Source organism: Mucilaginibacter myungsuensis, from assembly GCF_015222005.1.
In the GTDB taxonomy this organism is placed as follows: domain Bacteria; phylum Bacteroidota; class Bacteroidia; order Sphingobacteriales; family Sphingobacteriaceae; genus Mucilaginibacter; species Mucilaginibacter myungsuensis.
Genome location: NZ_JADFFL010000004.1, coordinates 349,276 through 375,628, shown reverse-complemented (window position 1 = coordinate 375,628; position 26,353 = coordinate 349,276). Strand labels below are relative to the sequence as shown.

General features: G+C 44.7%; 30 protein-coding genes. 15 read left to right on the top strand and 15 right to left on the bottom strand.

Annotation, left to right across the window (positions count from 1 at the left end; all coding sequences use genetic code 11):
• Positions 1-196: 196 nt before the first annotated feature.
• The 6 genes from rimO to IRJ16_RS12920 all read right to left on the bottom strand — a co-directional run bounded on the left by rimO (position 197) and on the right by IRJ16_RS12920 (position 4,134).
• Positions 197-1,534, bottom strand: a complete 1,338-nt coding sequence (gene rimO / locus IRJ16_RS12945) for a 30S ribosomal protein S12 methylthiotransferase RimO (RefSeq protein ID WP_194112017.1) — start codon at positions 1,532-1,534, stop codon at positions 197-199.
• A 133-nt stretch (positions 1,535-1,667) separates the two neighbouring features.
• Entirely contained in the window at positions 1,668-2,630 is a 963-nt protein-coding gene (gene ftsY, locus IRJ16_RS12940) for a signal recognition particle-docking protein FtsY (RefSeq protein ID WP_194112016.1), read from the bottom strand.
• Positions 2,631-2,797: 167 nt separating this feature from the next.
• Entirely contained in the window at positions 2,798-2,953 is a 156-nt protein-coding gene (locus IRJ16_RS12935) for a DUF4295 family protein (protein ID WP_194112015.1), read from the bottom strand.
• Between the two features lie 83 nt (positions 2,954-3,036).
• Entirely contained in the window at positions 3,037-3,219 is a 183-nt protein-coding gene (gene rpmG / locus IRJ16_RS12930; RefSeq protein WP_194112014.1) for a 50S ribosomal protein L33, read from the bottom strand.
• Between the two features lie 89 nt (positions 3,220-3,308).
• Positions 3,309-3,542, bottom strand: a complete 234-nt coding sequence (gene rpmB / locus IRJ16_RS12925; protein WP_194112013.1) for a 50S ribosomal protein L28 — start codon at positions 3,540-3,542, stop codon at positions 3,309-3,311.
• A gap of 175 nt (positions 3,543-3,717) precedes the next feature.
• Positions 3,718-4,134 (bottom strand): hypothetical protein, encoded by a 417-nt coding sequence (locus IRJ16_RS12920; protein WP_194112012.1) that lies wholly within the window; start codon positions 4,132-4,134, stop codon positions 3,718-3,720.
• Between the two features lie 139 nt (positions 4,135-4,273).
• On the opposite strand from IRJ16_RS12920, the gene acs reads away from it, so the two are divergent.
• The 4 genes from acs (at position 4,274) to surE (ending at position 7,802) form a co-directional block, all read left to right on the top strand.
• A complete protein-coding gene (gene acs / locus IRJ16_RS12915; RefSeq protein ID WP_194112011.1) occupies positions 4,274-6,175 on the top strand; it encodes an acetate--CoA ligase in 1,902 nt (633 codons plus the stop codon).
• A 3-nt stretch (positions 6,176-6,178) separates the two neighbouring features.
• Positions 6,179-6,721, top strand: coding sequence for a hypothetical protein (locus IRJ16_RS12910; protein ID WP_194112010.1), 543 nt, complete (start codon positions 6,179-6,181; stop codon positions 6,719-6,721).
• Positions 6,722-6,785: 64 nt separating this feature from the next.
• Positions 6,786-6,971 carry a CsbD family protein gene (locus tag IRJ16_RS12905; RefSeq protein WP_194112009.1) on the top strand — a complete coding sequence of 62 codons (186 nt, stop codon included), beginning with the start codon at positions 6,786-6,788 and terminating at the stop codon, positions 6,969-6,971.
• A 54-nt stretch (positions 6,972-7,025) separates the two neighbouring features.
• Positions 7,026-7,802 carry a 5'/3'-nucleotidase SurE gene (gene surE, locus IRJ16_RS12900; RefSeq protein WP_194112008.1) on the top strand — a complete coding sequence of 259 codons (777 nt, stop codon included), beginning with the start codon at positions 7,026-7,028 and terminating at the stop codon, positions 7,800-7,802.
• A 20-nt stretch (positions 7,803-7,822) separates the two neighbouring features.
• Here surE and IRJ16_RS12895 read toward each other — a convergent pair whose 3' ends face one another.
• A complete protein-coding gene (locus tag IRJ16_RS12895) occupies positions 7,823-8,377 on the bottom strand; it encodes a hypothetical protein (RefSeq protein ID WP_194112007.1) in 555 nt (184 codons plus the stop codon).
• A 150-nt stretch (positions 8,378-8,527) separates the two neighbouring features.
• On the opposite strand from IRJ16_RS12895, the gene IRJ16_RS12890 reads away from it, so the two are divergent.
• Genes IRJ16_RS12890 through IRJ16_RS12880 form a run of 3 tightly spaced genes read left to right on the top strand, consistent with a single transcriptional unit; the run spans position 8,528 to position 10,306 of the window.
• Positions 8,528-8,941: a hypothetical protein gene (locus tag IRJ16_RS12890; protein WP_194112006.1), complete on the top strand. Its 414-nt coding sequence runs from the start codon at positions 8,528-8,530 to the stop codon at positions 8,939-8,941.
• Positions 8,942-8,992: 51 nt separating this feature from the next.
• Positions 8,993-10,042 carry a carboxypeptidase-like regulatory domain-containing protein gene (locus tag IRJ16_RS12885; RefSeq protein WP_194112005.1) on the top strand — a complete coding sequence of 350 codons (1,050 nt, stop codon included), beginning with the start codon at positions 8,993-8,995 and terminating at the stop codon, positions 10,040-10,042.
• 51 nt (positions 10,043-10,093) lie between these two features.
• Positions 10,094-10,306, top strand: a complete 213-nt coding sequence (locus tag IRJ16_RS12880; protein ID WP_194112004.1) for a hypervirulence associated TUDOR domain-containing protein — start codon at positions 10,094-10,096, stop codon at positions 10,304-10,306.
• 3 nt (positions 10,307-10,309) lie between these two features.
• Here IRJ16_RS12880 and IRJ16_RS12875 read toward each other — a convergent pair whose 3' ends face one another.
• Positions 10,310-10,783, bottom strand: a complete 474-nt coding sequence (locus IRJ16_RS12875; protein WP_194112003.1) for a GyrI-like domain-containing protein — start codon at positions 10,781-10,783, stop codon at positions 10,310-10,312.
• 60 nt (positions 10,784-10,843) lie between these two features.
• Positions 10,844-12,490 carry a glucose-6-phosphate isomerase gene (pgi, locus tag IRJ16_RS12870; RefSeq protein ID WP_194112002.1) on the bottom strand — a complete coding sequence of 549 codons (1,647 nt, stop codon included), beginning with the start codon at positions 12,488-12,490 and terminating at the stop codon, positions 10,844-10,846.
• Between the two features lie 324 nt (positions 12,491-12,814).
• Between pgi and IRJ16_RS12865 the strand changes: the two genes are divergently transcribed.
• Positions 12,815-13,246 carry a hypothetical protein gene (locus IRJ16_RS12865; protein WP_194112001.1) on the top strand — a complete coding sequence of 144 codons (432 nt, stop codon included), beginning with the start codon at positions 12,815-12,817 and terminating at the stop codon, positions 13,244-13,246.
• 256 nt (positions 13,247-13,502) lie between these two features.
• Here the strand turns inward: IRJ16_RS12865 and IRJ16_RS12860 are convergent, their stop codons facing one another.
• Positions 13,503-13,649: a hypothetical protein gene (locus IRJ16_RS12860; protein ID WP_194112000.1), complete on the bottom strand. Its 147-nt coding sequence runs from the start codon at positions 13,647-13,649 to the stop codon at positions 13,503-13,505.
• A gap of 63 nt (positions 13,650-13,712) precedes the next feature.
• Here IRJ16_RS12860 and prfB point away from each other — a divergent pair.
• The 5 genes from prfB to IRJ16_RS12835 all read left to right on the top strand — a co-directional run bounded on the left by prfB (position 13,713) and on the right by IRJ16_RS12835 (position 19,195).
• Positions 13,713-14,802, top strand: a protein-coding gene (gene prfB, locus IRJ16_RS12855) for a peptide chain release factor 2 (protein ID WP_228080099.1) whose coding sequence is annotated in 2 segments (ribosomal slippage) — positions 13,713-13,772 and positions 13,774-14,802 — 1,089 coding nt in all. Because the reading frame shifts where the segments join, the coding sequence is not laid out codon by codon here.
• Between the two features lie 606 nt (positions 14,803-15,408).
• The gene (locus tag IRJ16_RS12850; RefSeq protein WP_194111999.1) at positions 15,409-16,071 is read left to right on the top strand and encodes a sensor histidine kinase; all 663 of its coding nucleotides are present in this window, start codon (positions 15,409-15,411) and stop codon (positions 16,069-16,071) included.
• Positions 16,068-16,751, top strand: a complete 684-nt coding sequence (locus IRJ16_RS12845) for a LytR/AlgR family response regulator transcription factor (RefSeq protein WP_194111998.1) — start codon at positions 16,068-16,070, stop codon at positions 16,749-16,751. The genes IRJ16_RS12850 and IRJ16_RS12845 overlap by 4 nt, the downstream gene beginning before the upstream one ends.
• Before the next feature lie 410 nt (positions 16,752-17,161).
• Complete coding sequence (locus IRJ16_RS12840; protein WP_194111997.1) at positions 17,162-18,058, top strand: alpha/beta hydrolase; 897 nt, start codon at positions 17,162-17,164, stop codon at positions 18,056-18,058.
• A 42-nt stretch (positions 18,059-18,100) separates the two neighbouring features.
• A complete protein-coding gene (locus IRJ16_RS12835) occupies positions 18,101-19,195 on the top strand; it encodes a YbjQ family protein (protein WP_194111996.1) in 1,095 nt (364 codons plus the stop codon).
• A gap of 40 nt (positions 19,196-19,235) precedes the next feature.
• Here IRJ16_RS12835 and IRJ16_RS12830 read toward each other — a convergent pair whose 3' ends face one another.
• Positions 19,236-19,622, bottom strand: coding sequence for a hypothetical protein (locus IRJ16_RS12830; RefSeq protein ID WP_194111995.1), 387 nt, complete (start codon positions 19,620-19,622; stop codon positions 19,236-19,238).
• A 112-nt stretch (positions 19,623-19,734) separates the two neighbouring features.
• Here IRJ16_RS12830 and IRJ16_RS12825 point away from each other — a divergent pair, with 112 nt between their 5' ends.
• Complete coding sequence (locus tag IRJ16_RS12825) at positions 19,735-20,520, top strand: NIPSNAP family protein (protein ID WP_194111994.1); 786 nt, start codon at positions 19,735-19,737, stop codon at positions 20,518-20,520.
• Between the two features lie 72 nt (positions 20,521-20,592).
• Here IRJ16_RS12825 and IRJ16_RS12820 read toward each other — a convergent pair whose 3' ends face one another.
• Positions 20,593-21,471: a hypothetical protein gene (locus IRJ16_RS12820; RefSeq protein ID WP_194111993.1), complete on the bottom strand. Its 879-nt coding sequence runs from the start codon at positions 21,469-21,471 to the stop codon at positions 20,593-20,595.
• A 111-nt stretch (positions 21,472-21,582) separates the two neighbouring features.
• Entirely contained in the window at positions 21,583-22,368 is a 786-nt protein-coding gene (locus tag IRJ16_RS12815; protein WP_194111992.1) for an O-methyltransferase, read from the bottom strand.
• A 47-nt stretch (positions 22,369-22,415) separates the two neighbouring features.
• On the opposite strand from IRJ16_RS12815, the gene IRJ16_RS12810 reads away from it, so the two are divergent.
• Positions 22,416-23,279, top strand: coding sequence for a transglutaminase-like domain-containing protein (locus tag IRJ16_RS12810; RefSeq protein ID WP_194111991.1), 864 nt, complete (start codon positions 22,416-22,418; stop codon positions 23,277-23,279).
• 97 nt (positions 23,280-23,376) lie between these two features.
• Here the strand turns inward: IRJ16_RS12810 and IRJ16_RS12805 are convergent, their stop codons facing one another.
• A complete protein-coding gene (locus IRJ16_RS12805) occupies positions 23,377-24,237 on the bottom strand; it encodes a YitT family protein (RefSeq protein WP_194111990.1) in 861 nt (286 codons plus the stop codon).
• Between the two features lie 94 nt (positions 24,238-24,331).
• Entirely contained in the window at positions 24,332-26,245 is a 1,914-nt protein-coding gene (locus IRJ16_RS12800) for an AMP-dependent synthetase/ligase (RefSeq protein WP_194111989.1), read from the bottom strand.
• Positions 26,246-26,353 lie beyond the last annotated feature (108 nt).

The window sequence follows — 26,353 nt, the reverse complement described above, 5'->3', positions numbered from 1 at the left end:
AGCGAAATGGCTTTGCGCCAACGCCTTGTTATCCACAATTGTTTAACGGGTCGAATTTAGATGTTTAGATCCTAATTCAAACATCGCGCCAACGGGAAATGTATATTTTACAATGTGGAGATATAGGAGGGAGGGGAAGGGTATAAGACTTACGAAGTTTTTAAACTTCGTAAGTCTGTTTAACATCGAAGATGTTTTACTTCACGATCTTACCATAAAGGTCAAAATCTTCAGCATTGTCAACTTTAACATTCACAAAGCTTCCGACGGTCGCGTAGTTGATCTTAGCATCGATCAATACTTCGTTATCAACCTCGGGCGAGTCATATTGCGTACGGCCAACAAAGAAATCGCCGTCTTTTTTATCTATCAGTACTTTGAAAGTTTGGCCGATCTTTTCCTGGTTCTTATCAAATGAAATACCTTGTTGTATCTCCATGATCGCGTCGGCGCGTTCCTGTTTAACTTCTTCAGGTACGTCGTCCACTAAAGAGTGCGCATGTGTTTTTTCCTCGTGCGAGTAGGTGAAACAGCCTAAGCGGTCAAATTTGGTATCCTCAACCCATTGGGCCATTTCTTCGAAATCGCGTTGGGTCTCGCCCGGGTAACCGGTGATCAGCGTGGTACGCATTGCAATGCCTGGCACTTTATCGCGGATCTGGTTCACCACGTCGATGGTCTTTTGTTTGGTGATACCACGGCGCATCGACTTAAGCATTTTATCTGTGATATGCTGTAAAGGCATATCCAGGTACTTGCAGATGTTCTCGCGCTCGTTCATCACATCCAATATCTCCATTGGGAAACCCGAAGGGTAGGCGTATTGCAAACGGATCCATTCGATGCCGTTCACGTCGCTCAAGCGGCGTAACAGTTCGTCAAGGTTACGTTTGCCGTACAGATCTAATCCATAATAGGTCAGGTCCTGGGCAATTAGGATCAGCTCTTTAGTGCCTTGTTTGGCTAAGTTTTGCGCATTGCGCACCAACTCATCCATCGGCGTGCTCAGGTGCTTGCCACGCATTAATGGGATAGCGCAAAACGAGCACGGACGGTTGCAGCCCTCGGCAATCTTAAAATAAGCAAAGTGAGAAGGGGTGGTCAACAAACGCTCACCGATCAATTCGTGACGATAGTTTGCGCCTATAGAGACTAACAGATCTTGCAGATCGTTAGTACCATGCCATGAGTCGACGTTGGTGATTTCGGCTTGTAACTCAGGCTTGTAACGCTCAGATAAGCAACCGGTCACGATCACTTTACCTACCTTGCCCTGGTCTTTCAGCTCGCTGTATTGCAGGATGGTATCGATAGATTCCTGCTTGGCATTATCAATAAAGCCACAAGTGTTAATGACAATAATATCATTTTTACCCACTTTATCCGCCTCGTGCACCACATCAAATTGGTTACCTTTCAGCTGACCCATTAATACTTCGCTATCGTAAATATTTTTGGAGCAACCGAGGGTTACAACGTTAACACGTGGTTTAGCCACCGGCTTAATCAACTTACTGATCTCTTTCGTCCTCATCCTATCTTTCAACGTTTTGTCATTGCGAGGAACGAAGCGACCGCGAACTTTGCACGACCGCTCTTGGGGTGTGCGGTTGATTCGTTCCTCGTAATGACAAGTTTTATTAGCCCTCCCCGGGCAGTATTATATCTTATTTAAATAAACTTTCTACGAACGCTTTGCGATCGAAGAGTTGCAGATCTTCCATCGATTCACCAACACCAATATACTTTACCGGTATCTTAAACTGATCTGATATACCGATCACAACACCACCTTTGGCCGTGCCATCCAATTTGGTCAATGCTAAAGCGTTAACGGCGGTGGCCTCGGTAAATTGCTTACATTGTTCTATGGCGTTCTGCCCGGTTGATGCATCCAGTACCAACAGTATCTCGTGCGGGGCGCCGGGAACTACCTTTTGCATCACGTTCTTGATCTTGGTCAGCTCGTTCATCAGGCCTACCTTGTTGTGCAAACGGCCGGCAGTGTCGATAATAGCTACATCATCGCCATTAGCAACAGCTGACTTTAAGGTATCGAACGCAACCGAAGCAGGATCAGAACCCATCGCTTGCGATACCACGCGTACTTTAACACGTTCGCCCCAAAGGATGATCTGATCTACCGCTGCAGCACGGAAAGTGTCAGCAGCGCCTAACACTACCTGGTTACCCGTCTGTTTAAGTTGATGAGCTAACTTGCCAATAGTTGTGGTTTTGCCCACACCGTTAACACCCACCACCATGATCACGTATGGTTTATGACTGCCGTATTCAAAACTTTGAAAATCGTTACTGTTGTTTTCGGCTAACAGTGTTTGAATCTCTTCGCGCAGGATGCCGTTAAGTTCGGATGTTCCGATATATTTATCACGCGCCACGCGGGCCTGTATCCGCTCAATGATCTTGAGGGTGGTTTTTACGCCAACGTCGGATGTGACCAGGATCTCTTCCAGCTCATCCAGCACGTCATCATCAACAGTAGATTTACCGGCAACGGCCTTGGTCAGTTTGCTGAACAGGTTATCCTTGGTCTTTTCCAGACCGGTGTCTAATGCCTGTTGTTGCTGCGGTGTAGCTTCTTTCTTCTTAAAAAAATCAAATAATCCCATGATCAGAATCTTTATCAGGATTTACAGAATTTTTGAATTTACAGGATGTTTCATTTTAGCTATTCTGTGAATCCTTACATCCTGTAAATTCTGATTCCAGACGTATCAACAAAAAAAGCCCTCTCGTAAAATACAAGACGGCTCTTATTATTTCTTTATATCAGCAATTAGCTTTTTGCGATCAGGTCTTTTACAGCATCGTTAGGAACGATAGACTCTTTAAAAGAGTAAGCGCCTTTAGCTGTTTTAACCGGGGTGATCACTTTTGAGTACTCTTTGCCTTTACCTGCTACTTTTAGGGTTGCAACTACTTTCTTTGCCATGTTGTTATAGTTTTAAAAGTTCAGAGGTTTGAGTTTTGAGTTCAAAAGAACCGCAGCACCCGCCACTCCTCACTAAGTACTTATTACTTAATTTCTTTGTGTTCAGTTACTTTACGTAATACCGGGTTGAACTTTTTAAGTACTAACCTTTCAGTGGTATTTTTTTTGTTTTTGGTGGTAATGTAACGAGACATACCCGGCATGCCGCTTTCTTTATGCTCGGTGCACTCTAATATTACCTGTACCCTATTGCCTTTTTTTGCCATCTTATTTTATTGTTGTACGTATTACGTTATACGTACTACGCGAGGTTATTGTAAATCACTTAAGCAGAACGCAGAACGCTCGACTCAAATTATATTTTGCCGGTTTTAACAAATTTGTTGATGCAGGCAGTGATGCCGTTCTTGCTGATGGTTTTAACAGCTGAAGTAGAAACTTTCAGGGTTATCCATTTATCTTCCTCAGGGATGTAAAACTTTTTAAGCTTCAAGTTAGGTAAAAACGTGCGCTTGGTTTTACGGTTCGAGTTAGAAACGTTGTTACCGGTAATAACGCCTTTTCCGGTTAGATCACATATTCTTGACATGACAAATTCTTTTTAATTGTATTCTTTTCTCAAAAGAGTGTGCAAATATCAGGATTATCTATCAAATATTCAAGAGTGTTTTAAAAATATTTTCGAAAGATATCAATCTTAAAGTCAGAGCGTAATGTTACCAACTTATAAGCCCACTTGGTTTAGGCCAAATGGGGGAGCGATTTTAACTGTCCTGTTCTTCAACTGCCTTCCAATTCCAATATTTCTCGTATAAACTATCGTGCAGCATGTCTTCAAAAGCCTCTCTATCGTTATCATGATCAATATCCGAAAATTGTACGCCGGTCCAATCTTCGGCCATTACTTCCGGATCTGTGGTCCCATCTATAAGATTCATCAAGCCGAACATTACACCAGCAGAGTTATCCGTCAAGATCTTCTTTAGCGCGTTTTTTAAATGTGCATAATTATTTAGCTCTTTTAATTCCGCTTTTTCCAAATCATTCAATTCGGTATTTGGTGGAAACGTTAGGTCTAAGTCGTTGTTAAAGATCTGTTCAATCGTCGCATTTGCGTAATTACTGATCAGCTTATTAATATTTACAAGCAGTATGTGAGCATTGGTTTGTGACAGACCCATAAAAATTAAGGTGTTCGCTAACTAAAAGTTAACCGTTTTAGCATTATCATATCAAGGTTTAGCACTATCGTGTCTTTATAAAAAGATGTTTTAAAAGTAGGCAATTATCGTTAATTTGCTCCCACCATTATAAATACTTATGAAAATTACCTCTTTTGAAGAATATCACCAGATATATAAACATAGCTTAGACCAGCCCGAAGAATTTTGGGCCGGCGTAGCCGATACTTTCCAATGGCGCAAAAAGTGGGACAAGGTTCTGGACTGGAATTTTACCGAACCAAAAGTACGCTGGTTCGACGGTGCTAAGCTGAACATTACGGAGAACTGTCTCGACCGTCATCTGGATGCCATTGGCGATAAACCCGCCATCATTTGGGAACCGAACGACCCGACCGAAGATCATCGCGTGCTGACCTATAAACAACTGCACGTTAAGGTTTGCGAGTTTGCCAACGTGCTTAAAAATAACGGTGCGCAGAAAGGTGACCGTATCTGCATCTACATGCCGATGGTTCCCGAGTTGGCGATAGCTTTGTTGGCTTGTGCGCGTATCGGTGCTATCCACTCGGTAGTGTTCGGTGGTTTTTCGGCGCAGTCTATCGCTGATAGGATACAGGATGCAAGCTGCAATATCGTGATCACTGCCGATGGTGGTTTCCGTGGCGCTAAAGATATCCCGTTGAAGAATGTGATCGATGATGCTTTGGTACAATGCCCATCGGTCAAGAAAGTGATCGTTCTTACCCGTACCCACACACCTGTATCGATGATCAAAGGCCGCGATGTATGGTGGGAAGACGAGATCAAGAAAGTAGAGACCCAAGGCAACACCGCTTGCGAAGCCGAAGAAATGGATGCAGAGGATATGCTGTTCATCCTTTACACGTCGGGCAGTACCGGTAAACCTAAAGGCGTAGTGCATACCTGTGGTGGTTATATGGTTTATGCTGGTTACACGTTCGACACCACATTCCAATATCAGCCCGAGGAGATATTCTTTTGCACCGCAGATATCGGCTGGATCACCGGGCACTCTTACATCGTTTATGGCCCGTTATCACAGGGGGCAACTTCACTGATGTTCGAGGGGATACCAACTTGGCCTGATGCCGGCCGTTTTTGGGATGTGGTAGATAAGCATAAGGTCAATATTTTATACACCGCACCGACCGCTATTCGCTCTTTAATGAGCTTTGGTGAAGAGCCATTGAAAGGCAAAGACCTAAGCAGCCTGACCAAATTAGGATCAGTAGGCGAGCCTATTAATGAGGAGGCCTGGCACTGGTTCGACGAGAAGATCGGTCACGGTAATTGCCCGATAGCCGACACCTGGTGGCAGACCGAGAACGGTGGCCACATGATCACTCCGATAGTTGGCGTTACGCCATTAAAACCGGGTTATGCGAGTTTCCCGCTGCCGGGCATACAGCCGGTTTTGGTTGACGAAAAAGGTGAAGAGATACATGGTAACGGCGTGAGCGGTAACTTGTGTATCAAATATCCTTGGCCGGGTATTTTGCGTACCACCTACGGCGACCATGAGCGTTGCCGCCAAACCTACTTTGCTACTTATCCCAATATGTATTTCACCGGCGACGGTTGCCTGCGCGACGAGGACGGTTATTATCGCATTACAGGTCGTGTTGATGATGTACTGAATGTGTCCGGTCACCGTATCGGTACCGCCGAGGTAGAGAACGCGATCAACATGCACGCTACTGTAGTAGAATCTGCCGTAGTTGGTTACCCGCACGATATTAAGGGACAAGGTGTTTACGCCTTTGTGGTAAGCCCCGATAAGCATGAAAATGAAGACCTAACCCGCAAGGATATCATCATGACGGTATCGCGCATTATTGGTCCGATCGCTAAGCCGGATAAGATCCAGTTTGTGAGCGGATTACCTAAGACCCGTTCGGGAAAGATCATGCGCCGTATTTTGCGTAAGATAGCGGAGGGCGATACCAGTAATTTGGGTGATACATCGACCTTGTTGGACCCAGGTGTTGTGGAGGAGATTAAAGGCGGAGCTTTGTAAGAAATGACTTGGCTGAAATTAGTTTTGATCACATTTGTCATTTCGGTAAGTCATATACCTGACCCAAACCGAACTGCTCCCAACGCTTACAAATTGAGCTTTAATACAGCATATAGTCAATTCTATATCGGTGATAAAGGTTGTAAAGGGAATACAGGTGGCTCTGATTTCTGGAATGATAAAGCGCATCACGAACGATTGGCCTCAGATATAGATATTTTAGGAGTCGGTATCGAGTCTTATGGTCGGGTAAATGCGGAGTTTAAGATTCTTGATAAATCTGCTAATATCAAAGATATTGAGCGATATGACCACGTTGTTGAAGGTAGTTTAACAATTAGGTCTGGGGTGTTAGAGGTGACCGATTGTCCAAATAATCGAGTCCAACTTCAGGTCAAGTTAAACCCCGGAGATTATCGGGTAAGAGTTTACTCGATAGACTTGTCGAAAGCTGACCGTGATCTTTACACAGGAAAAGATAGTTACAAAGTCGAGATATGGCCCGCTAAAATTGCCGATCGAAAGGTGTTAAAACAATATCACTGATAAGTATTCAAGTATTATCGAAACCACTCTTCATTTGTCTTGTTGTCTTAAAAAACACCACACCATGGACAAATTAGAGATCAAAGGTAAATGGAACGAAATAAAAGGCAAGGTTAAACAAGCCTACGCCGACCTGACAGATGACGACCTGAAACATGAGGACGGTCAGGACGAAGAACTGTTAGGTAAGCTTCAGCAAAAGACGGGTAAAGCACGGGAAGATCTGGTGAAGTGGATAAATAGTTTGTAAGAATTTGGAAGGCTCCGTTAGCGGAGCCTTTTTGTTTTTAACTTTGCCATCACTATGAAAACTACCAAACCAACCATACTTGTTGTAAATGATGACGGTGTTACAGCCCCCGGTATCAAAGCTTTAATAGAGGTAATGAAAGAGATCGGCGGCAGAATAGTAGTGGTGGCGCCGGATAGCCCGCAATCGGGTATGGGGCATGCGATCACTATTGGTAAACCACTCCGTTTAGATAAGGTTGACCTTTATGAAGGTGCAGAAATGTACAGTTGTTCGGGCACACCTGTCGACTGTGTGAAATTGGCTGTTACCCGTATTTTTAAAGGCCTTAAGCCCGATCTGTGCGTTTCAGGCATCAATCACGGATTGAATAATGGCATCAACGTATTATATTCAGGTACGATGTCAGCGGCAGTTGAAGGCGCTATCGAAAGTATCCCATCCATTGGTTTCTCTTTAGACGATTATACCATGCAGGCCGATTTTTCGCCTTGCGCTAAATTCATCAAAGAGATAGCTTTACAGGTATTGCAAAACGGCTTGCCGCCAAATACCTTACTCAACGTGAACTTCCCTAAAACCAAAGACATTAAAGGTATCAAGATATGCCGTCAAGCCAATGCCAAATGGGCCGAGGATTATGACGAACGTTTAGACCCATACAAACGCCCATACTATTGGATAAGTGGAGTTTATCAGGTGAACGATAATGGTCAGGATAACGATTCGTGGGCACTCGACAACAGTTATGCGTCAGTTGTGCCAACTCAATTTGATATGACAGCTTATAACGCCATTGCGGTGCTGAACAGCTGGAAATTTAATGTATAAAGCAACCGAGGTTGTATCGCTTATTTAAGCGATACAACTCTATAATTTACCCCCGCAGGGTTACCTTTCATCTCCAGCGTCATTGGATATTCGGGGCTGTTCAATATCCATAGCGAGGTTTTGCCATCGGCAGTGACGGCGTATAAGGCATCGATAACCTTATCACCGATCTTAAAACCGTCAGGCATATCTTTAGCAAAAAAAGTGAGCGGACCATAGGTGAATTTCTTGTCTTTCACCAGAGCTTGATAGGCGTTCTTAGAAATGCACATGAACGTCTCGCTATCCGTTAGTTCGTTCACGCCGTTAACTTCGGGTTTGCCGCTGCTGAATTGGGTTCCGCTTTCCAAACCCTTTGCTTTCATGGCGTAGGTGCCACCTGCGCCCGATGCATCCCAATCAATATTGATCACTTCGCCAACAGTACGTAAGGTTAGGCCAAGGTCTATAGGATTACCATTGTAGTCGACCGTAAGTGTAGCGGTGCTGCCGGCCTTAAGTTCGGGCAAAAGTTTTTGAGCATGGGCCACTAAGGCCACAAAGGTTATAAAAAGCAGGGAGGTTAGTTTTTTCATGCTCTAATTTAAAATTTCGTTATCGATGTAGCAAAATATTTCCGTCCAACGTCATTATTTATTAAAATATTAGGTATTGAAAAATTATCAGGCTAAATTTACGCTCAAAGCTTAAACCAGTTGGGCTGTTTGCCATCTGAACTACTATAAATGAACAAAAATATAAAGTACTGCTTGTTGATGCTCACCCTGCTTTTTACAGCGCAAAGCTGTAAGAAGGATGACGTGCAGATAAAGCCGCAAAGTAATTTTGTTCAGGTGGCTATTACCACCGTTAACGGACCAACTACCGGTTCGGTCGGTCAGGAGTTAGCTTTTAATCTCGGCTGGGACAACTTAAATATCAATACCCGTTTTGATGGCATTGTCGATTCGGTTGTGAATAATACGCATCATATCAGGCTTTATGCACTTACTAATGTGCCCGATTCGGTGGCTGTTAAACCGGTACTGCCCATGGTATATAAGTTTAAAGCTGATACTGCCGGAGTACACTACCTTAAATTTTATAATTCGGCAGCTTCTGCTAAGAGGGCTATTGTAGATACGGTCGTTATCAAATAATTTTCGGTCTGCTTATTCTTAACTGTCCCTATTAACCTGAACTATCATTAAATGTCGTTTTTAAAACACGCTATCTTTTTGGTTTTGCTCATCGCATCTTCAACATTTGCCATGGCTCAGGATGCAAACGATATGCCCCTGATCATTAAAGGCAAGGTCTATAAAGAAGGTACCGACACTGCTTTGGTGAATGCGTCGGTATATTATGGCGGCACGATGTCCGGTACCTCTACCGGTAAGGATGGTAGTTTTGAACTACGTGCAAAAGCCCAACAGATCCCCTTTATTGTAAGCTGCGTTGGCTATTACTCGGCCACGGTGAAATACAAGCCGGGTACACCGTTGGTGGTCTATCTTAAGCCTAAGGTAGAAGAATTGAATACGGTGACCATTAAGATAGGCAACAAGCGTAAAAGCGGCATGTCCCGCAATGATGAAGTACAGATGTTCATTGATGAATTTATTGGCGGGTCGGACTTTGCCGCAAATTGTACTATCCTGAACATAAACGATGTACAGCTATTTTACGACCGCAAGACGGAGACACTGACCGCTAGCAGTTATGAGCCGATCATTGTAGAGAACCGTTCGTTAGGTTATCGGATCAGTTACTTTTTAGATAAGTTCGAGAAAGGCCCAAAGCAATTGGCCTTTTCCGGGAATTACATCTTTAGGCCTTATCTGGAATATACGCCCGACAGTGTGAAAGAGAACCGTGAGCGGGCATACCTTGGTTCGCGTATGCAATTTATCCGTAACGTTTGGCGGCGTACGCTGGACAAAGTGGGCTATCGTGTTTTTACCAATGATTACGCCCAACTGTCCGAGAATAATATCTCTACATCCGACTCGACGGACCAAAAATATATGCTATTGATCCGCGGTATGCATATCGTGAACAGCAAGTTAAAATTCTTGATCAATACGCTAACGGTAAGCGAGAACCTGGTGTTTATAGATAAAGACGGCTATTATGGACCAGGCCTGCGCTGGGCGGGCGGTATGGGTCTGCAACGCATAGGCGACCTGCTACCTTATGAATACGTGTCAGCCGACGAACAAAAACAATTAGCCCAACCAGATCCGGTAGATAAAAAGTAATTCGCCTTAAAACTTTTCCCTCTGCCTTTGTTCTTTTATAAAAAGACCAACATGAAAAAGGGAGATACCGTACACTGGAAATGGGGCACATCTGAAGCTGAAGGAAAGATCACTGCAAAACATACCGAGCCTATCGAGAAAACGATCAAAGGCAGCAAAGTAAAACGGAATGCGTCAAAAGATAACCCCGCTTTTGATATTAAGCAGGAGAATGGAAGCAAGGTCCTAAAATCAGAAAGCGAATTAAAGAAGGGCGGCAAATAAAGTTTATTTGATCGGTATCCAGATCTCTTCTTCAGACGCCGGATCATCATTCTTATATTTCTCACCCATCACCGCAAAATGAGGACGGTTATCTAATTGGTATCCAGACTTTGGTAACCACTCGCCAAAGATGTATCCATAAGTTTTGGGTCCATCGCTTGCTGGGCCTTTATGCAAAAATACGGCGTACTGTCCGGCCGGAGTTATTAGAATAGTCATACCCTCTGGTGCCGCTGTTCCATTTGACACTTCTACGGCTGCCCATTTCTCAAACTCACGGGTAGCGTCAAAAGCTGCGTGGAAGTCTTTAGGATAGACTTCCATCGAATATAATTCTGTCCCAATGATGTCCGGAATGATCTTTCGCTCCGGCATAAAGCTTCGCCAAAGTTCAGAAGTGCGATTTTGAGCAAATGACATGGTCAGGCTTTTGCCGATGAAGGTTTTTGATGGGATGGTTTGGGTGCCGAGGAACATGGCACTAATATAAAACAAAATGGCCGGATCACCCCAGCCATTCTATCTTGATTCTCTTCCTTACCTCCAAGCCTTATATTGATTGATCAACCCATTGGTAGAACCATCGTGGCTGCTGATCTCTTCGTCGCCTTTAAGCTCGGGTAGGATCTTGCCGGCTAATTGCTTGCCCAGTTCAACGCCCCACTGGTCAAAGCTATAGATGTTCCAGATGATGCCTTGCACAAATATCTTATGCTCGTACATGGCGATCAACGAACCTAAACTATGCGGTGTGATCTTTTTAACCAGGATAGAGTTGGTAGGGCGGTTACCTTCAAATACTTTGAATGGTGCTAACTCTGCAATCTCGGCTTCGCTTTTGCCGCTTGCTTTTAACTCGGCTACTACCTCGTAGTAGGTTTTGCCATTCATCAAAGCTTCGGTCTGTGCAAAGAAGTTTGATAGCAACATATTATGGTGCTCGCCAAGTGGGTTATGGCTTTGTGCGGGAGCGATGAAATCGCAAGGGATCAGTTTAGTGCCCTGGTGGATCAGTTGGTAAAAAGCATGCTGACCGTTAGTGCCCGGCTCACCCCAAATGATCGGCCCTGTTTGGTAGTCGATCGGTTTGCCGTTTCGGTCGGTAGATTTACCGTTGCTCTCCATATCGCCTTGTTGAAAATAGGCAGCGAAGCGGTGCAGGTATTGATCGTATGGTAGGATGGCTTGTGTTTCAGCCTCGAAGAAGTTGTTATACCAGATACCGTTCAGCGCCAATATCGTCGGGATATTTTCCTCTAATTCAGCCGTGCGGAAGTGGTTATCCATGGCATGGGCGCCGGCTAATAGTTGCTCAAAGTTATCGTAACCAATACTTAAAGCGATCGATAGACCGATAGCGCTCCATAAAGAGTAACGGCCACCAACCCAATCCCAAAATACGAACATGTTTGCCGTATCTATTCCGAAGCCCTCAACAGCTTTGGAGTTAGTAGACAGCGCAGCGAAGTGTTTAGCCACATCAGTATCCTTCGCGCCCGATTTTAAGAACCAATCACGTGCAGAGTGGGCGTTAGCCATAGTCTCTTGTGTAGTAAAGGTCTTGCTCGCGATCAGGAACATGGTCGTTTCCGGATCCAAACCTTTTAAGGTCTCGGCAATATGAGTGCCATCCACGTTAGATACAAAGTGCAGGTTTAAACGGGTCTTGTATGACTTCAAAGCCTCGGTAACCATCACCGGACCAAGGTCCGATCCGCCGATACCGATATTCACCACGTCGGTTATCTCTTTGCCGGTGTAACCTTTCCACTCGCCGCTGATCACGGCATCGCTAAAGGTTTTCATTTGGGCAAGCACGGCATTCACATCCGGCATCACATCTTTACCGTCAACCAAAACCGGCGTATTGCTACGGTTACGCAGTGCTGTATGTAAAACCTGACGGCCTTCGGTCACGTTGATCGCCTCGGCGTTGAACATCGCATCGATCGCCTCTTTTAAACTACATTCTCTTGCAAGTTGTATCAACAAGGCAACAGTCTCGTCGGTAATGCGGTTCTTGGAATAGTCCACCAGGATATCCTCAAATTGGATCGAGAATTTTGCAAATCGTTCATTGTCAGTTTTAAATAGCTCTTTCAGGTCTATCTTGGCAATGTCAATAAAGTGGTCTGTTAAATATTTATACGCGTTGGTTGTAGTAAGATCAATATTTGGCAGCATGTTTGAAATGTTTTATATCAAAGTAACAAATTAATGCCCGAACGGGCGTTATTGTTTTTCAAAAAGATCATCAGGATACTGTAATAACATCGGCCTAAAATACGTTCGATATGTAAAGCCGACCGGGATACTAAGCTCTTAAATTTTTTAGGGACGCTTATTGTCACTATATTATCAAAAATGGCCAATGCCATTAAGATAATGTTACATTTTTAGTCTCTTGATTTTTGAAATGAAAATAAATTATCAATATATTTGAATTATTGATAATGAAAATAAAATTTAGGTATCGATTTTGTAATTTACATCTTTAAAATTAACGCCATGTTCGAAAAACTGTTTATGCTGGTTAAAGACAACGCCGGGAGGGCGGTACTTAACAACCCAATTATTGCCGAAAAATACCGCGACGCGGTAATGATCGAAGCTTCGAGTTCTATCATCGACGGTTTAAAAAAGCAGATGGAGACGGGTAAATTAAATGATGTGGTGCAGTTCTTTAAACATTCGGGTCAGTACAGCGCCGCGTTGATCACTAACATCGCCAACCGCTTTGCCGATAAATTGAACGACTTTTACGGCGTAACCCCCGAAGAAGCCCGCGATGTATCTAACATGCTGATCCCCGAAGTGATGAACAACATCTTAGCACGTTCAAAAAATGTTCAGGATACCGACTTTGCCCCAGGCTATATGCTTAGCAGCATTAACGGTAACGATGTTAGTCCGCTGGTGAATAGGATGATGGTAGCTTAATAAGCACCGGCACCAAATATTTGAAGTCCCGCTTGTGAAGAACATAGCGGGACTTTGTTTTTATACGGCTTCGTTTCATTATGGCTTCGGCGTCATTGGGTCATTCGCTTCGCCGTCATTTGTGTTGACGGACCGTTCATAGCAAACCTGATCGCAGGGGAAACCCCGCAGCGTGTGGAGGATGGTGCGGTGGCAGGCGAGGAGTTGGAACGAAGAGCAGGGTTATAGATGCCGATGAAAAACAACCGTACATTTTCTAAATGTTCTGAAAAGCAAGGATACTGCTGCTATTAAAGTTTGTTCCTGCTATCCACTCCAACTCCTCGCCACCCAACGCGCTCCCCCAACCGCACGCTCCGGGGTTTCCATTCCTATCAGGTTTAGGCCGAAAGTTTCTGCTCATCCAAACCATGAACTATGTCCATCAACTATGAACTATCACCACTTTTAACCTATATTTGCTACCATGACTAAAGAACAAGTTCAGGATCTAAGGGATAGAGCAGCGTCCCTGAGGAGGCATCTTTGACATCGATAAAAAGCTTGCGCTGCTTACCGAGGAAACAGAAATAACCTTAGGCCCGCATTTTTGGGATCACCCCAAAGAGGCCGAAAAGGTGTTGGCATCCATGAAGACCAAAAAGGTTTGGACCGACCAATTTCAAAAACTATTATCAATTATTGACGATACCGTAGTAATGCACGAGTTCTTTCAGGGAGGCGACGCGACCGAAGCCGAGATGAAAGAGCAGTTCGATATTGCCGTTACCGCTACCGAGGAGCTGGAATTTAAGAACATGCTATCGGGCGACGAAGATCAGCTGAATGCTGTAGTACAGATCACAGCTGGTGCCGGTGGTACCGAAAGCTGCGATTGGGCCGGTATGCTGATGCGGATGTACATGATGTGGGGCGAAAAACACGGATGCAAGATCACCGAGCAAGATTACCAGGAAGGTGATGTGGCCGGCATCAAGACCGTTACCCTGCAGTTTGAAGGCGACTTTGCTTATGGTTATCTGAAAGGCGAGAACGGTGTACACCGCTTGGTGCGTGTGTCGCCATTTGATAGTAACGCTAAACGCCATACCTCGTTCGCGTCGGTGTATGTTTATCCGCTGGTAGATGACACCATCGAGATAGAGATCAACCCGGCCGATGTGGAATTTGAGACCTTCCGCGCGGGTGGTGCCGGCGGGCAGAATGTGAATAAGGTGGAGACCGCCGTACGTTTGTACCATAAACCGTCGGGTATCATCATCAAGAACCAAGAGTCGCGTTCGCAATTGCAGAATAAGGATAACGCCATGCGCTTACTGAAATCGCAATTGTACGAGATAGAGATGCGCAAACGCCAGGAAGCATCAAACGCTATCGAAGGCAACAAAAAGAAGATAGAGTGGGGCAGCCAGATCCGCAACTACGTGTTGCACCCATATAAACTGGTAAAAGACCTACGCACCGACCACGAAACATCCAACGCCCAAGCCGTGCTTGACGGCGAGCTGGATGACTTCCTGAAATCCTACCTGATGGAATTTGGCGGGTCGAAGTAGAACTGCCGAATTAACCACTAAGGTCACAAAGCTTTTCACAAAGGTCACAAAGAATAAAGGCTTTGTGGCCTTTGTGCTTTCTAACGGAGCTGCAAATTCTTTGTGCCCTTTGTGGTTACCTTAATATAGGCTATTTTGCAGACACAAACCCCCGCTTTGCAGAACTTATTACATCAACCTATCGCCAAAAAGCATCTTTGAGACATGTTAAACTTAGATCATATCAACATGAACAAAAAGACCTTATTTTGGATATCGGCTGTCATGCAAAGCCTATATGTTTTGCCTAATCTATTGATGGTCGTAACTATTATAAACCGAAGGGTTCTATCCGTTAATAATGCTTCTACTCCAATCTTTCTTGGCAATATCGCTATTTCTTTACTTCACATCATTGTATTCTACATCTGCTATTTGGTCCTTTTCCCCCAATTTTTGTATAAAAGGGAAAGAGGAAAATTTATATTTTATTCTGTATTAACGATATTGATAGGTGCTGGTGCCCATTTTTTATTTGTTTTGGCTTTCACACGAAACATAGAGTGGTTCAGTTTTAAAATATATTACCCCTACTATCTATTTCTTTGGTCCGCCTTGCAATTGATCATGCCGATAATGATCGCCTGTGTGATGCGAGGTTTTTTGGGTTGGCTCACCGAGCGTAGGCAACGACAAATACTCGAACGGCAAAACCTCCAAGCAAACCTCGCCCTCCTCAAAGCTCAGATCAATCCACACTTCCTGTTCAATACCCTTAACAATATCGATGTATTGATAGAGAAGGACCAAGCCACCGCATCGACCTATCTTAAAAAATTATCGGATATCTTAAGATTCACGCTTTACGAAACACCGTCCGAAACTATCCCATTATCCCGCGAAGTAGAATACATTAACCAATACATCGACTTGCAAAAGATACGTACCAGCAATTCCGATTTCGTAACCTTTGATGTGAAGATAAATAACCTCGATCTGCAGATCGCTCCTATGCTTTTTATCCCTTTTGTAGAGAACGCATTTAAGCACAGTACTAATAAAAAGATAAGTAATGCTATTCAGATATGCATCACTACCAATAGAAATTCAGTAAACTTCAATTGCAGTAACGCTTACGATGCCGATGCTATAAAAACGCAGGAACAAAGCGGTTTGGGTTTAGAGCTGATAAAGAACCGGCTTAAATTGCTTTATAAGGATAACTATCAATTTGATATTAATAAAACAAGCGATAGGTTTACCGTTGATCTGTCCATTAACTTGCCATGACCCTAAACTGCATCATAATTGAGGATGAGCCGCTCGCTATGGAGCGGCTTTCCGATTTTGTACATAAAGTGCCTTTCCTTAATCTGCTGCGATCTTTCGATAATGGTTTAGAGGCCATTGGCTTTGTTAAGACAAATGAGGTTGATCTGCTGTTACTGGATATCCAGATGGACGGTTTTACAGGCATTCAACTATTGGAGTCGCTGCCAAAGCGCCCCGAGGTGATCATTACCACGGCCTTTGATCAGTATGCTTTAAAAGGTTTCGACCTGAATGTGACCGATTATTTGCTAAAGCCCTTCACCTTCGAACGGTTTATGCAGGCCGTTACCAAAGTGTATGATAAGTTGAGTTTGATCGGCGAACGAGAGTACAAACCCAGGATCTTTGTCAAGACCGAATATCGCCTGGAAAAAGTAGACTTGAACGACCTCCTCTACATAGAAGGCATGCGCGATTACCGGTGCTTGCAATTGCCCGACCGCCGTATCCTTACCCTGCAAACCTTTACCGAGTTAGAAAAGGAACTATCACCTGCACTATTCTGCCGGGTGCATAAGTCGTTCATTGTATCCCTTAATAAAATAGAAAGTGTAGAGCGTGATAGAATAAAGATCAAAGATGCACTAATACCGATATCGGAAACCTTCAGAGAGAATTTTTACAAGCGGATAAGGTAGTAATACAACTAAAAGTCGCGCTTCCCCGCTTGAGCGCGATGTCGTTAAGTTAAGGAAGGTCGGGAGTAACCTCGCATAAGCTAACTCTATTCCTTATCCGCATAGGTACCATAAGCGGAACTTTTTGGGTAGCGCGTGGCGGTATCCGCTCCTGTTACTAACACCTCCATCGTGGGATCCAGTCATAACGAAAGTTTACAAAGGTTAACATTTTTCAAGATGCTATTTTTTGTAAATATTTAATTATCAAATACTTGCAAAAGTACTACATGTACACCCACGGAGTTTTTAGTTCCGGATCATTTTGCTCGTAGAATAATTAAATGTATGTAAACCAAAGCGAAAATTTCTTTCCGCCCGTCAATACTAAATCCCTATTTTAGTCACGCTAACCACCATAAACATTTATAATGAAAAAAATACTGATCCCGGCAATGATGCTTTTTGCTACCACGCTGTTCGCGCAAGAAAAACCGATCCCACTTTACCCAAAAGGTGTCCCTAACTCGAAACCGGCCCCGGCCGATTACGTGGAACAGAACGACGGCAGCCACGCCAACAAAGTGACCGTACCTACGCTGACCGCTTTTTTACCCGAAAAAAGCAAAGCGACCGGCGCAGCTGTAGTGGTTTGCCCGGGTGGTGGTTACTCAGGCTTAGCCATCGGTCACGAGGGTTATGCTATCGCCAAAAAGTTTAACGAAATGGGCATTGCCGCCTTTGTGTTGAAGTATCGTTTACCGAGTGATAAGATCATGGTAGATAAAACCATCGGTCCGCTGCAGGATGCCCAACGCGCGGTACAGATGGTGCGCGAGTCGGCAGCTGAATACGGCATTAACCCCGCTAAAGTTGGTATCATCGGTTTCTCGGCCGGTGGCCACCTGGCCTCGACAGCGGCTACGCACTTTGATAAAGTAGTTATCGACAACCCGAAGAATACCAGCGTACGCCCCGATTTTGCCTTGCTGATCTACCCTGTCATCACCTTTGGCGACCAGACCCACCGTGGATCGCAAGAGAACCTTACAGGTAAAGGTGCCTCACAAGAACTGATAGATCTGTACAGCAATCAAAAACAAGTGACCGCCAATACCCCACCATCATTCCTGATCCATTCAGAAGATGACTTGGTAGTGCCTGTACAAAACAGTTTATGGTTTTACGAGGCCTTATTAAAAAATAAAGTAAAAGCCGAGATGCACCTGTACCAAGCCGGCGGCCACGGCTTCGGGCTGAACAATAAGACCACACCCGACCAATGGATGGAGCGTTGTGCTAATTTTTTAGAGCAGAACGGATTTTAAGAACCTTCTCGCAAACAGACACTTATAAACCTTATAAAAACAATGATATCACCTAAAGGAGTTTTAGTAGTAACAACATCGGGGTTAGACGGATTAAGGATCCAAAAGTATTTAAAACCAGTGTCGTCGCACGTAGTGGCGGGCACCAATGTTTTTAGTGACTTTGCCGCATCCTTTACCGATTTTTTTGGCGGGCGCTCGGGCACCTATCAGCGGCAGTTATCGTCACTATATAACGAAGCGATAGAACGTATTAAGACCGCCGCTTTTGATATTGGCGCCAATTGCGTAGTTGGTCTGAAAGTGGATCTGGACGAAATATCAGGTAAAAGTAAATCGATGTTCATGATAACCGTTGTTGGTACCGCGGTCATTGTCGATGGTTTAGAACAATATCAAAAAAGCAAAACTGCTGAGCACAACAATGGGAGTGTAAGCTTAGACAAAATAAATACACATCTTAAAAAGCTTGAGATCGTCAAAAATTCAGGTTTCAGTCATTGGGATGTTACCGACGATGTTTGGGATTTTATCACAGATAACCAGGTTGAAGAAGTATTTGCCCAGTTGGTGTTAAAATACAGTCGAATAAATACAGGTTTCGACGTGGAGGTCACTAAAGCGTTTTATAAAAAGGTATTGACCTACGTAAATGGCTTTCCTCAGGAAAAGAAAAGTGATATGTTATATCTTAATCTATTGACAGCCGCCGAACCGCAAAATATTATAACCCTAAGCCAAATGATCAGCGATCTGCAAATGCTGGATCTTAAATTTGTTTATAACGTTTTGGCCAATGACGACATAGAGAATAAAAAGAAGATCTTACAGATCCTCGCTTTTCAAAAGCCATATTACGATAAAGAAGATGTAGCTGATCTGCAAAGGATAAGGCAAGCGATCATAAATATATTTAAAGAGCAAGGTACAAGGTCGATAAAAAAAGGTACTCTATTAGCAAAAGAGAAAGCCATTTGGACCTGTGCCTGCGGCGAGGTTAACGACGATGACGAGCAAAGTATCCACTGCCGCAAATGTGCAAAAGATATCTACGGTTTTGCTGCGCATCAGTTAAGCCCGCCAAGAGCTATCGACCACGTAGACCGTAAAATAGGGTTGATAAGCCACTTCTTATAAACGAAGTGGCTTATCAACCCAGAAATCCAATTGTCGCAGTTTATTGTTTCAACGGTGGCGTGCCGGTAGTATCATTCAACGCAGCCCTTGCTTTATTCTTAGCTTTTTTTGCGGCCTTAAAATCGGCGTAAACTTGCTTTTGGTTAGCGTTGAGAACTTTTGCTATTTGAAGTTCGGCATCGGTATTGATCTGTTTTTTGCCTTTCTTAACGGCTTTGGTATCGCTTTTAGCGGCGGTGGTCAGGCTGTCCAGTTTTTTGCCTTTGCTAAGCAGGATGGCGTCTATTTTGGTCTGTTGGTCGGAGGTCAGGTTTAACTTAGCGGTCAATGTTTTTGACAGTTTGCCCGCACCTTTTTTATGATTTTGCGCTTGGGCGCCCAAAATGGTCCCCGCTATCAGGAACGTTATCAATATCAACTTTTTCATTTTTATCGATTTGTTTAGGAGTAGATGTATGTAGGCCATTAAGGTTTAGATCATCAGCAATTTAGTTACAATTAAAAGACAGATCGATTTGCTAACTTCGGTGCATAAACCAATGGATATGATCAAAAGTTTTACCCTCAACATTTTAAAAGCCTTTGTGCTGATATTGCTTTTGCAGACGGGCACCGCTTACGCTAAAGGCGGTCAATACATTTACCAGCTAAAGATATATCATTTTAAGACCAAAGCCCAAGCCGATGTGATAGATGAATATTTAGAGAAAGCCTACATTCCGGCTATGCACCGCGCGGGTATAGTGTCGGTAGGCGTGTTCAAGCCCATCACGGTAGATACGCTGGACCAGCTGATATACGTTTTTACGCCATTTAAAAAGATGGACGACCTGATGAATTTAGAAACTAAATTAGTTAAGGATAAGCAGTATCAGCAAGACGGCAAAACATATCTGGAAGCAAGCTACAAAACCCCGCCGTACACCCGGATAGAAGCCATATTGTTGAAAGCCTTTTCAAAGTCGCCCGAGTATAAATTGCCCAAACTTAGCGGACCAAAAAGCGAACGCTTTTACGAGTTACGCAGTTACGAGGGACACACTGAAAACATATCGGCCAACAAAATAGGCATGTTCAACGATGCCGAGATCAAGATCTTTGATGACCTTAATTTCAATGCCGTGTTTTACGGAGAGGTAATTGCAGGTCGCGTGATGCCCAACCTGATGTACCTGACGACGTACGAGAACAAAGCTGACCGTGATAAACATTGGTCGGCCTTCGGCGCGCCGTACGGCAAGGTCAGTGGTTTGCCGCAGTATCAAAATAACGTATCCAAGAACGTGCAGGTTTATTTAAAGCCGACGGATTATTCGGATATATAGACCGATAGCATCTTTAAACAAGAACGCCCGCAAGATCTGATCTTGCGGGCGTTCTTGTTATGTTAGGGGACCTTATTTGCTGGTGTTGGTGTACTTGCCCCAAAAATCGGTAGGGCTTACCATATTGGCCATATCGCCCATATTACGCGGGATGCCGCCTCCGCCGCCGAAACCACCGAAACCACCGCCGCCGCCACCGGATGGGGGAGGAGGGGCTTGAACTGTAGTTGTCCTTGCGCTTTCCATAGCACCGGCCGACATAGCAGCCTGCATCATGGCCTGGATATTAATGCCCGGCAGTTTGATGTTATAATTGAAGGATGACTTTGCATCCATCTTCATTTCTTTTAACGGAATGGCTACTTCCATCACAAGTGCGCCTTTATTATCAAAATCAACAAATGCTTTGATGCCGTATTCGTTATAGATAGACAGCGTACTATCAGGGATGCCTTTAAAGTTCACCAGATTAATATCACGGAATGCCGACACTGCTTTCTTACGCATACCCGCCAAAGCGGCCGAATCCGGCTGACCATTAGCGCCTATAGACGAGCGCATGCTCATCATCATACTGCCCAACTTTTTAAGGTCTACGGGCAGGATCACTTGGTAAGCATCTTTATCGCTCTTTTTATTTTGGGTGTTAATAGTAATGTTAACGCCACCGCCAATGATCTTGTTGTTATTCATCTGATCGGTAGACTTTAGCACAAAGTAAAGGTTAGCATCATCGTTAGCAACCGAATACTGCAAACTGGTGCTGCTGTTTTGCGCCTGTAAAGCATCGTTCCACTCGTTAAGCTTGCCGTCTATTTTCACAACAGAGGGGGCGCGTAAACTTGCTTCTTGCGAGCCGGGAAGTTTTTGGGCTGTTGCCGAAAAGCCGATCGCCGAAAATACCAGGGCTGCTACCGCCGTCCGGGTCATTGTTTTAGGGGTAATTCTCAAATCGTTATTAATTTTAATTGGGTATGCAAAGATACAGAATATTTTGAAGGCTAAGATCTTAACATCGTTCGGCGTTTAGAACGATGGGTATGCCCATTTGTTACACCGTCCTTAAAACTTTATCTTAAAATCTTCTTTCACCTGTCCTTTTTTAAAATACACCAATCCTATCCAGAATAGGTCTACCGTAACAGTAACATCCGGGTGAGCTTTGATCTGCGCCCAGGCTTCTTTCATACCCTGGCTCCAATAAATATCGTCGAAGATGAGCAGGCTGCCTTCGTGCACGCGCGGCAGGCACCATTCAAAGTAGCGTAAAGTGGCTTCTTTTTGGTGGTTGCCGTCAACGTATATAAAGTCCAGTTTGGGTGTGGACTCTAATAACGGGTATAGGGTATCGTCAAAGTTGCCTACGATCTGCTCGATGTTATCAGCGCCATTCTGTTTAAAAACTTCGCCGGCCACGGCTGCGGTTTGCGGGCAACCCTCAAGAGTATAAACCTTGGCTTCAGGCGCGGCTTGTTGCAGGTAAAGGCTGGTGATGCCTAAACAAGTACCTAATTCGACGATGTTCTTTGGTTGCTGATCGGCCACTAACCGATATATCAGCTGGGCCAAGCGTGGCGATTTTAGGGCGTTCTTGGCTATTACGCTTACCTGTTTGGTCTTGTTGTTGTTCAGGTGCGATCCGGCACCCAAGTCGGTTACGGTGATGGAGCGATCGTCAGCCAGAAGTTTTTTTCGGGCAGCCTCTATGGGTTGATATACTTTTTGGTCAGAAAAGTCGTAAATTACTTTATCAACCAGCCGGTAAACAAAGGGCGAGTGCACGCCATGCCTGGTATTGGCGCTTAACCGATGTAACAGAAAGTCGGTAGCGAACCTGATGTTTAACATGCTGTAAAATTAACCAAACAATTAATATTTTTGGCCGGGGACGGAAAATGATAGAGAATACCAAGGAAATAGAGTCATTGATACGCTTGCTGGATGATCCGGACCGCGAGATATTTGAACACGTACATGATAAACTGCTGTCCTACGGCAGCGAGGTGGTCGAATATCTGGAGTCAGCCTTTGGCGAAGCATTTGACCCAATACAACAGGACCGCATAGCTAACCTGGTGCACGAGATACAGTTCCGCACGTTAAAAGAAGATCTAAGCCTTTGGTACCACGGCGGCGCGTTCGACCTGCTGCAAGGTGCGTTGATCTTGAATAAATATCAATATCCCGACCTCGACGAGCAAAAGGTGATCAATCAGATCGAGGCCATTAAACGCGACATTTGGCTGCAGATGATCTATGATGCCAGCCCAAGCGATCACATTAAGCTGATCAATCATGTGTTATATGCTATTCACGGCTTCAGTGGTAATACGGCCAATCACCAAGATCCGCAAAATAGCTACCTGAGCCAGGTATTAGAGACCAAAAAGGGTAACCAGATATCTTTAGCCATTATTTACGCTATCATAGCCCAAAAGCTGGACGTGCCTGTTTATGGAGTTAATTTGCCGCAACATTTTATCCTGGCCTATATGGACGAAAGCCGCAGCCAGGAATTTGAAGGCGGCGTACTTTTCTACATCAATGCCTTCAATAAAGGTTTTGTATTTGGCAGAAGGGATGTGGACATGTTCCTAAAACAGTTAAACTTGAAACCCGACCGCCATTTTTACGAACCATGCAGCAATACCGATATCGTTAAACGTATCCTGCGCAATCTTATCAGTGCTTACGAGGCTTTAGGGTCTACCGACAAGGTACGTGAATTGAACGAGTTGCTGGCGATATTGGATGAGTGAGGGGTAAGTCGGGAAGACGGAAAGTCCGAAAGATATGTCTCCAAATCACAGTGAAGCAAATGGCCCAATGACGCTAAGCATAATGACAGCATAGCGTTTAATGGAACCCTTTCCGTTTCAGCAATCCTCCTGTCGTATCCTCTATACTTTGTTGTACAATAAAAGCTTTGGGATCTATAGCCAATATCTCGCGCTTTACAGATGGTATCTCTAAACGGGTAGCCACGGTGAAGATAATATCCCGCGGATCATTGATCATGCCATCCTTGCCAAAGCCGTGTTTGCCCTGGTAAATGGTTACACCTCGACCAAGATGCTCGGTAATAGCCAAACGGATCTGCTCGCTTTTAGTAGATACGATGGTGATTCCCGTGTACTGCTCGATACCGTTCAAAATGAACTCGATCATTTGCGATGCTGAGATGTAGGTAAGGATAGAATACAGTGCCGATTCGATATTAAGTAAGAAAGCCGCCGCGCCGAATATCAATACATTTAGGATCAGGATAACGTCGCTTACTTTCACTACCTGGGCTTTTTTGCTTAATAGCAAAGCGGCTATTTCGGTGCCATCCAACACAGCACCGCTACGGATAGCTAAACCAACCCCTACACCGATAAATAAGCCACCAAAGATCGCAGTGAGTAATTTATCGTGCGTAACATCCGGGAAGTGAACAAACGCCAAACATAAGGACAGGCCTGCGATAGCCAGCATACTTTTAACTGCAAAACCCCAGCCCAACTTACGGAAGCCCAACCATAAGAACGGCAGGTTGATCACAAAGATCAATATAGCGATAGGGATGTTGGTCAGGTTGGCGATCAGCATGGAGATACCGGTAACCCCGCCATCGATAAAATGGCTGGATAACAGGAAACCCTTGATGCCCATGGCGGCCGAGAAGATGGCCGCTATGATCAGAATGAAGTCTTTAATGTATTCTCTTTTTAGCATGTCCCCCAAATATAGCAGAAAAAAGCAGTTTCGGAAGCCAAAACTGCTGTCTTTGCCGTCAGGATGAGGTCACGAAACGGTCTAAGCCGGTACTTTAGTCCGCCTCGACGGCCTGTTGGTACAGTTCGTCTATAGCGTCGGCGTATTTCTTCTCGATCACCTTACGTTTCGGTTTCATGGTAGGGGTGATCTCGCCCTCGTCCATACTGAACGGATTGCGTTTTACCTTGAAGTTTTTGATACGCTCAAACTTGGCCAACTCATTACCATACTTGCGCAGATCCTGACTGATCCAGTCGATGATATTCTGATCCTCGATGAACAGATCCGGCTGCTCAAAAAAGGCGTTATCCAGCCCGAAGGTCTCCTGCAAGGTCTCCCGGCCCGGGGTGATGATGGCAGTGACATATTCGCGTTTATCACCAATCAGGAATACAGCTTCTATTTTAGGGCTCTTCAGGTAGGTATTCTCTACCGGGGTAGGGTAGATGTTCTTACCGTAGGCGTTCACCAGCATGTTCTTCAAGCGGTCTGTGATCTGCAGGTTGCCTTTGTAAAAACGACCGATATCGCCGGTGTGGAACCAACCTTCCGGGTCGATAGCTACTTTGGTTTCCTCGGGCTTATTATAATATCCCTTCATAACGCAGTGACCTCGAACTATGATCTCGCCTTCTTCGGATGTGTAGTCCTCTTTAAAATTATCATAGGTCTGTACGGTGTAGATCTGCTTGGTATCTACGTTTTGGATGCCTACCTCGATACCCGGAATGATGCGACCTACCGTGCCGTAAACCTGGCGGTGGTATTCCGTCACGCTCATAACCGGCGATGTTTCGGTCAAGCCAAAACCTTCTAATATCTTAATACCAAGGTCACCAAAAAATTCGCCCACATTTTTAGGCAACGCGCCACCGCCCGATATCATGAACTTTAACCGGCCGCCGGTCTTTTCTTTGATCTTGCTGAATACCAACTTATCAGCCAGTTTGTGTTCTTGCGATAAAATGAAACCCGGTTTTTTACCCGACTCTAACACCTCTCGATATTTTTTGCCGATACCTAAGGACCATAAAAATATCTTAGATTTTACACCGCCGGCCGATGTGCCGTTCTTCATCGCCTTATCCTGTATCCGTTCTAACAAACGCGGAACGCAATTCATCACGGTCGGCCTAACTTCGCCCATGTTCTTGGCCAACAATTCCAGACTTTGCGCAAAGGCGATCTGACAGCCCATGGCCAAACAAATATGGTAGGTAGCCGTACGCTCAAAAACGTGCGACAGCGGCAGGAAGGAAAGGAATAGGTCCGTGTATTCGATCACCGGGATCTGGTGAAGGCTTACGCGCACATTCTCAGTAAGGTTATGGTGCGTAAGCATCACACCTTTGGGCGTGCCGGTAGTGCCGGATGTATAGATCAGGCAAGACAGATCCGACGGTAAGATAGCTTCACGTGCGCTGTTAATAGCGTTGCGATGTTTCTCTACCAATGCCGTCCCCTCGGCTATTAATTGCTGAAAGCCGATCACGCCGGCGTTCAAGCTCACTTTATCGGTATATTTTTCAAAATCGTCAAAAGCAGGGATGATGCGGATCAATGCCGGACAATTGTTGGCGATCTTTAATACTTTACGCAACAAGAATGGGTTTCCTACTAAAATGGTCTTCGCGCCCGAATCGTTCAGGATGTATTCTATCTCCGCTTCCGAAAGGGTAGGGTAAATAGAAGTATTTACCGCACCGATCTGTTGCAAAGCCTGATCATAGAATACATAATCGGGACCGTTCTCAATGATCAGTCCCAGGCGGTCGCCTTTGGCTACGCCAATATCCAGCATCCATGCCGATACGGCATCTATCTTAGCCAAAGCCTCACCGTAGGTGATCACCTTCCAATCGTTACCTACCTTGTGTTGTAAGAACGGGTGGGTAAGCGGGTGGATGTGCGCTACAGTATTCCGTATAAATTGCGGGACGGTGGTTGCGTCTACAGGCGGCTTCATTCAGTAAGTTTATATTGGTTTATATTTCAAGCAAAACAAAGCTAACCTTAATTTGGAAAAAAAGAAACCGGGGTGGAGGGATCGTCTGAACCGCTGATTCTCGCTGAT

What these genes read in the sequence shown, in the direction of transcription:
- IRJ16_RS12910 (WP_194112010.1), top strand. Translation starts at nt 6,179, where the DNA reads ATGACTTGGCTGAAATTAGTTTTGATCACATTTGTCATTTCGGTAAGT.
- IRJ16_RS12935 (WP_194112015.1), bottom strand. Translation starts at nt 2,953, where the DNA reads ATGGCAAAGAAAGTAGTTGCAACCCTAAAAGTAGCAGGTAAAGGCAAA.
- IRJ16_RS12860 (WP_194112000.1), bottom strand. Translation starts at nt 13,649, where the DNA reads ATGAGCAGAAACTTTCGGCCTAAACCTGATAGGAATGGAAACCCCGGA.
- IRJ16_RS12835 (WP_194111996.1), top strand. Translation starts at nt 18,101, where the DNA reads ATGATATCACCTAAAGGAGTTTTAGTAGTAACAACATCGGGGTTAGAC.
- IRJ16_RS12845 (WP_194111998.1), top strand. Translation starts at nt 16,068, where the DNA reads ATGACCCTAAACTGCATCATAATTGAGGATGAGCCGCTCGCTATGGAG.
- rpmG (WP_194112014.1), bottom strand. Translation starts at nt 3,219, where the DNA reads ATGGCAAAAAAAGGCAATAGGGTACAGGTAATATTAGAGTGCACCGAG.
- IRJ16_RS12840 (WP_194111997.1), top strand. Translation starts at nt 17,162, where the DNA reads ATGAAAAAAATACTGATCCCGGCAATGATGCTTTTTGCTACCACGCTG.
- rimO (WP_194112017.1), bottom strand. Translation starts at nt 1,534, where the DNA reads ATGAGGACGAAAGAGATCAGTAAGTTGATTAAGCCGGTGGCTAAACCA.
- IRJ16_RS12920 (WP_194112012.1), bottom strand. Translation starts at nt 4,134, where the DNA reads ATGGGTCTGTCACAAACCAATGCTCACATACTGCTTGTAAATATTAAT.
- IRJ16_RS12825 (WP_194111994.1), top strand. Translation starts at nt 19,735, where the DNA reads ATGGATATGATCAAAAGTTTTACCCTCAACATTTTAAAAGCCTTTGTG.
- IRJ16_RS12800 (WP_194111989.1), bottom strand. Translation starts at nt 26,245, where the DNA reads ATGAAGCCGCCTGTAGACGCAACCACCGTCCCGCAATTTATACGGAAT.
- IRJ16_RS12810 (WP_194111991.1), top strand. Translation starts at nt 22,416, where the DNA reads ATGATAGAGAATACCAAGGAAATAGAGTCATTGATACGCTTGCTGGAT.
- IRJ16_RS12875 (WP_194112003.1), bottom strand. Translation starts at nt 10,783, where the DNA reads ATGTTCCTCGGCACCCAAACCATCCCATCAAAAACCTTCATCGGCAAA.
- IRJ16_RS12805 (WP_194111990.1), bottom strand. Translation starts at nt 24,237, where the DNA reads ATGCTAAAAAGAGAATACATTAAAGACTTCATTCTGATCATAGCGGCC.
- acs (WP_194112011.1), top strand. Translation starts at nt 4,274, where the DNA reads ATGAAAATTACCTCTTTTGAAGAATATCACCAGATATATAAACATAGC.
- rpmB (WP_194112013.1), bottom strand. Translation starts at nt 3,542, where the DNA reads ATGTCAAGAATATGTGATCTAACCGGAAAAGGCGTTATTACCGGTAAC.
- IRJ16_RS12815 (WP_194111992.1), bottom strand. Translation starts at nt 22,368, where the DNA reads ATGTTAAACATCAGGTTCGCTACCGACTTTCTGTTACATCGGTTAAGC.
- IRJ16_RS12850 (WP_194111999.1), top strand. Translation starts at nt 15,409, where the DNA reads ATGCCGATAATGATCGCCTGTGTGATGCGAGGTTTTTTGGGTTGGCTC.
- IRJ16_RS12890 (WP_194112006.1), top strand. Translation starts at nt 8,528, where the DNA reads ATGAACAAAAATATAAAGTACTGCTTGTTGATGCTCACCCTGCTTTTT.
- IRJ16_RS12865 (WP_194112001.1), top strand. Translation starts at nt 12,815, where the DNA reads ATGTTCGAAAAACTGTTTATGCTGGTTAAAGACAACGCCGGGAGGGCG.
- pgi (WP_194112002.1), bottom strand. Translation starts at nt 12,490, where the DNA reads ATGCTGCCAAATATTGATCTTACTACAACCAACGCGTATAAATATTTA.
- IRJ16_RS12880 (WP_194112004.1), top strand. Translation starts at nt 10,094, where the DNA reads ATGAAAAAGGGAGATACCGTACACTGGAAATGGGGCACATCTGAAGCT.
- IRJ16_RS12905 (WP_194112009.1), top strand. Translation starts at nt 6,786, where the DNA reads ATGGACAAATTAGAGATCAAAGGTAAATGGAACGAAATAAAAGGCAAG.
- IRJ16_RS12830 (WP_194111995.1), bottom strand. Translation starts at nt 19,622, where the DNA reads ATGAAAAAGTTGATATTGATAACGTTCCTGATAGCGGGGACCATTTTG.
- IRJ16_RS12885 (WP_194112005.1), top strand. Translation starts at nt 8,993, where the DNA reads ATGTCGTTTTTAAAACACGCTATCTTTTTGGTTTTGCTCATCGCATCT.
- ftsY (WP_194112016.1), bottom strand. Translation starts at nt 2,630, where the DNA reads ATGGGATTATTTGATTTTTTTAAGAAGAAAGAAGCTACACCGCAGCAA.
- surE (WP_194112008.1), top strand. Translation starts at nt 7,026, where the DNA reads ATGAAAACTACCAAACCAACCATACTTGTTGTAAATGATGACGGTGTT.
- IRJ16_RS12895 (WP_194112007.1), bottom strand. Translation starts at nt 8,377, where the DNA reads ATGAAAAAACTAACCTCCCTGCTTTTTATAACCTTTGTGGCCTTAGTG.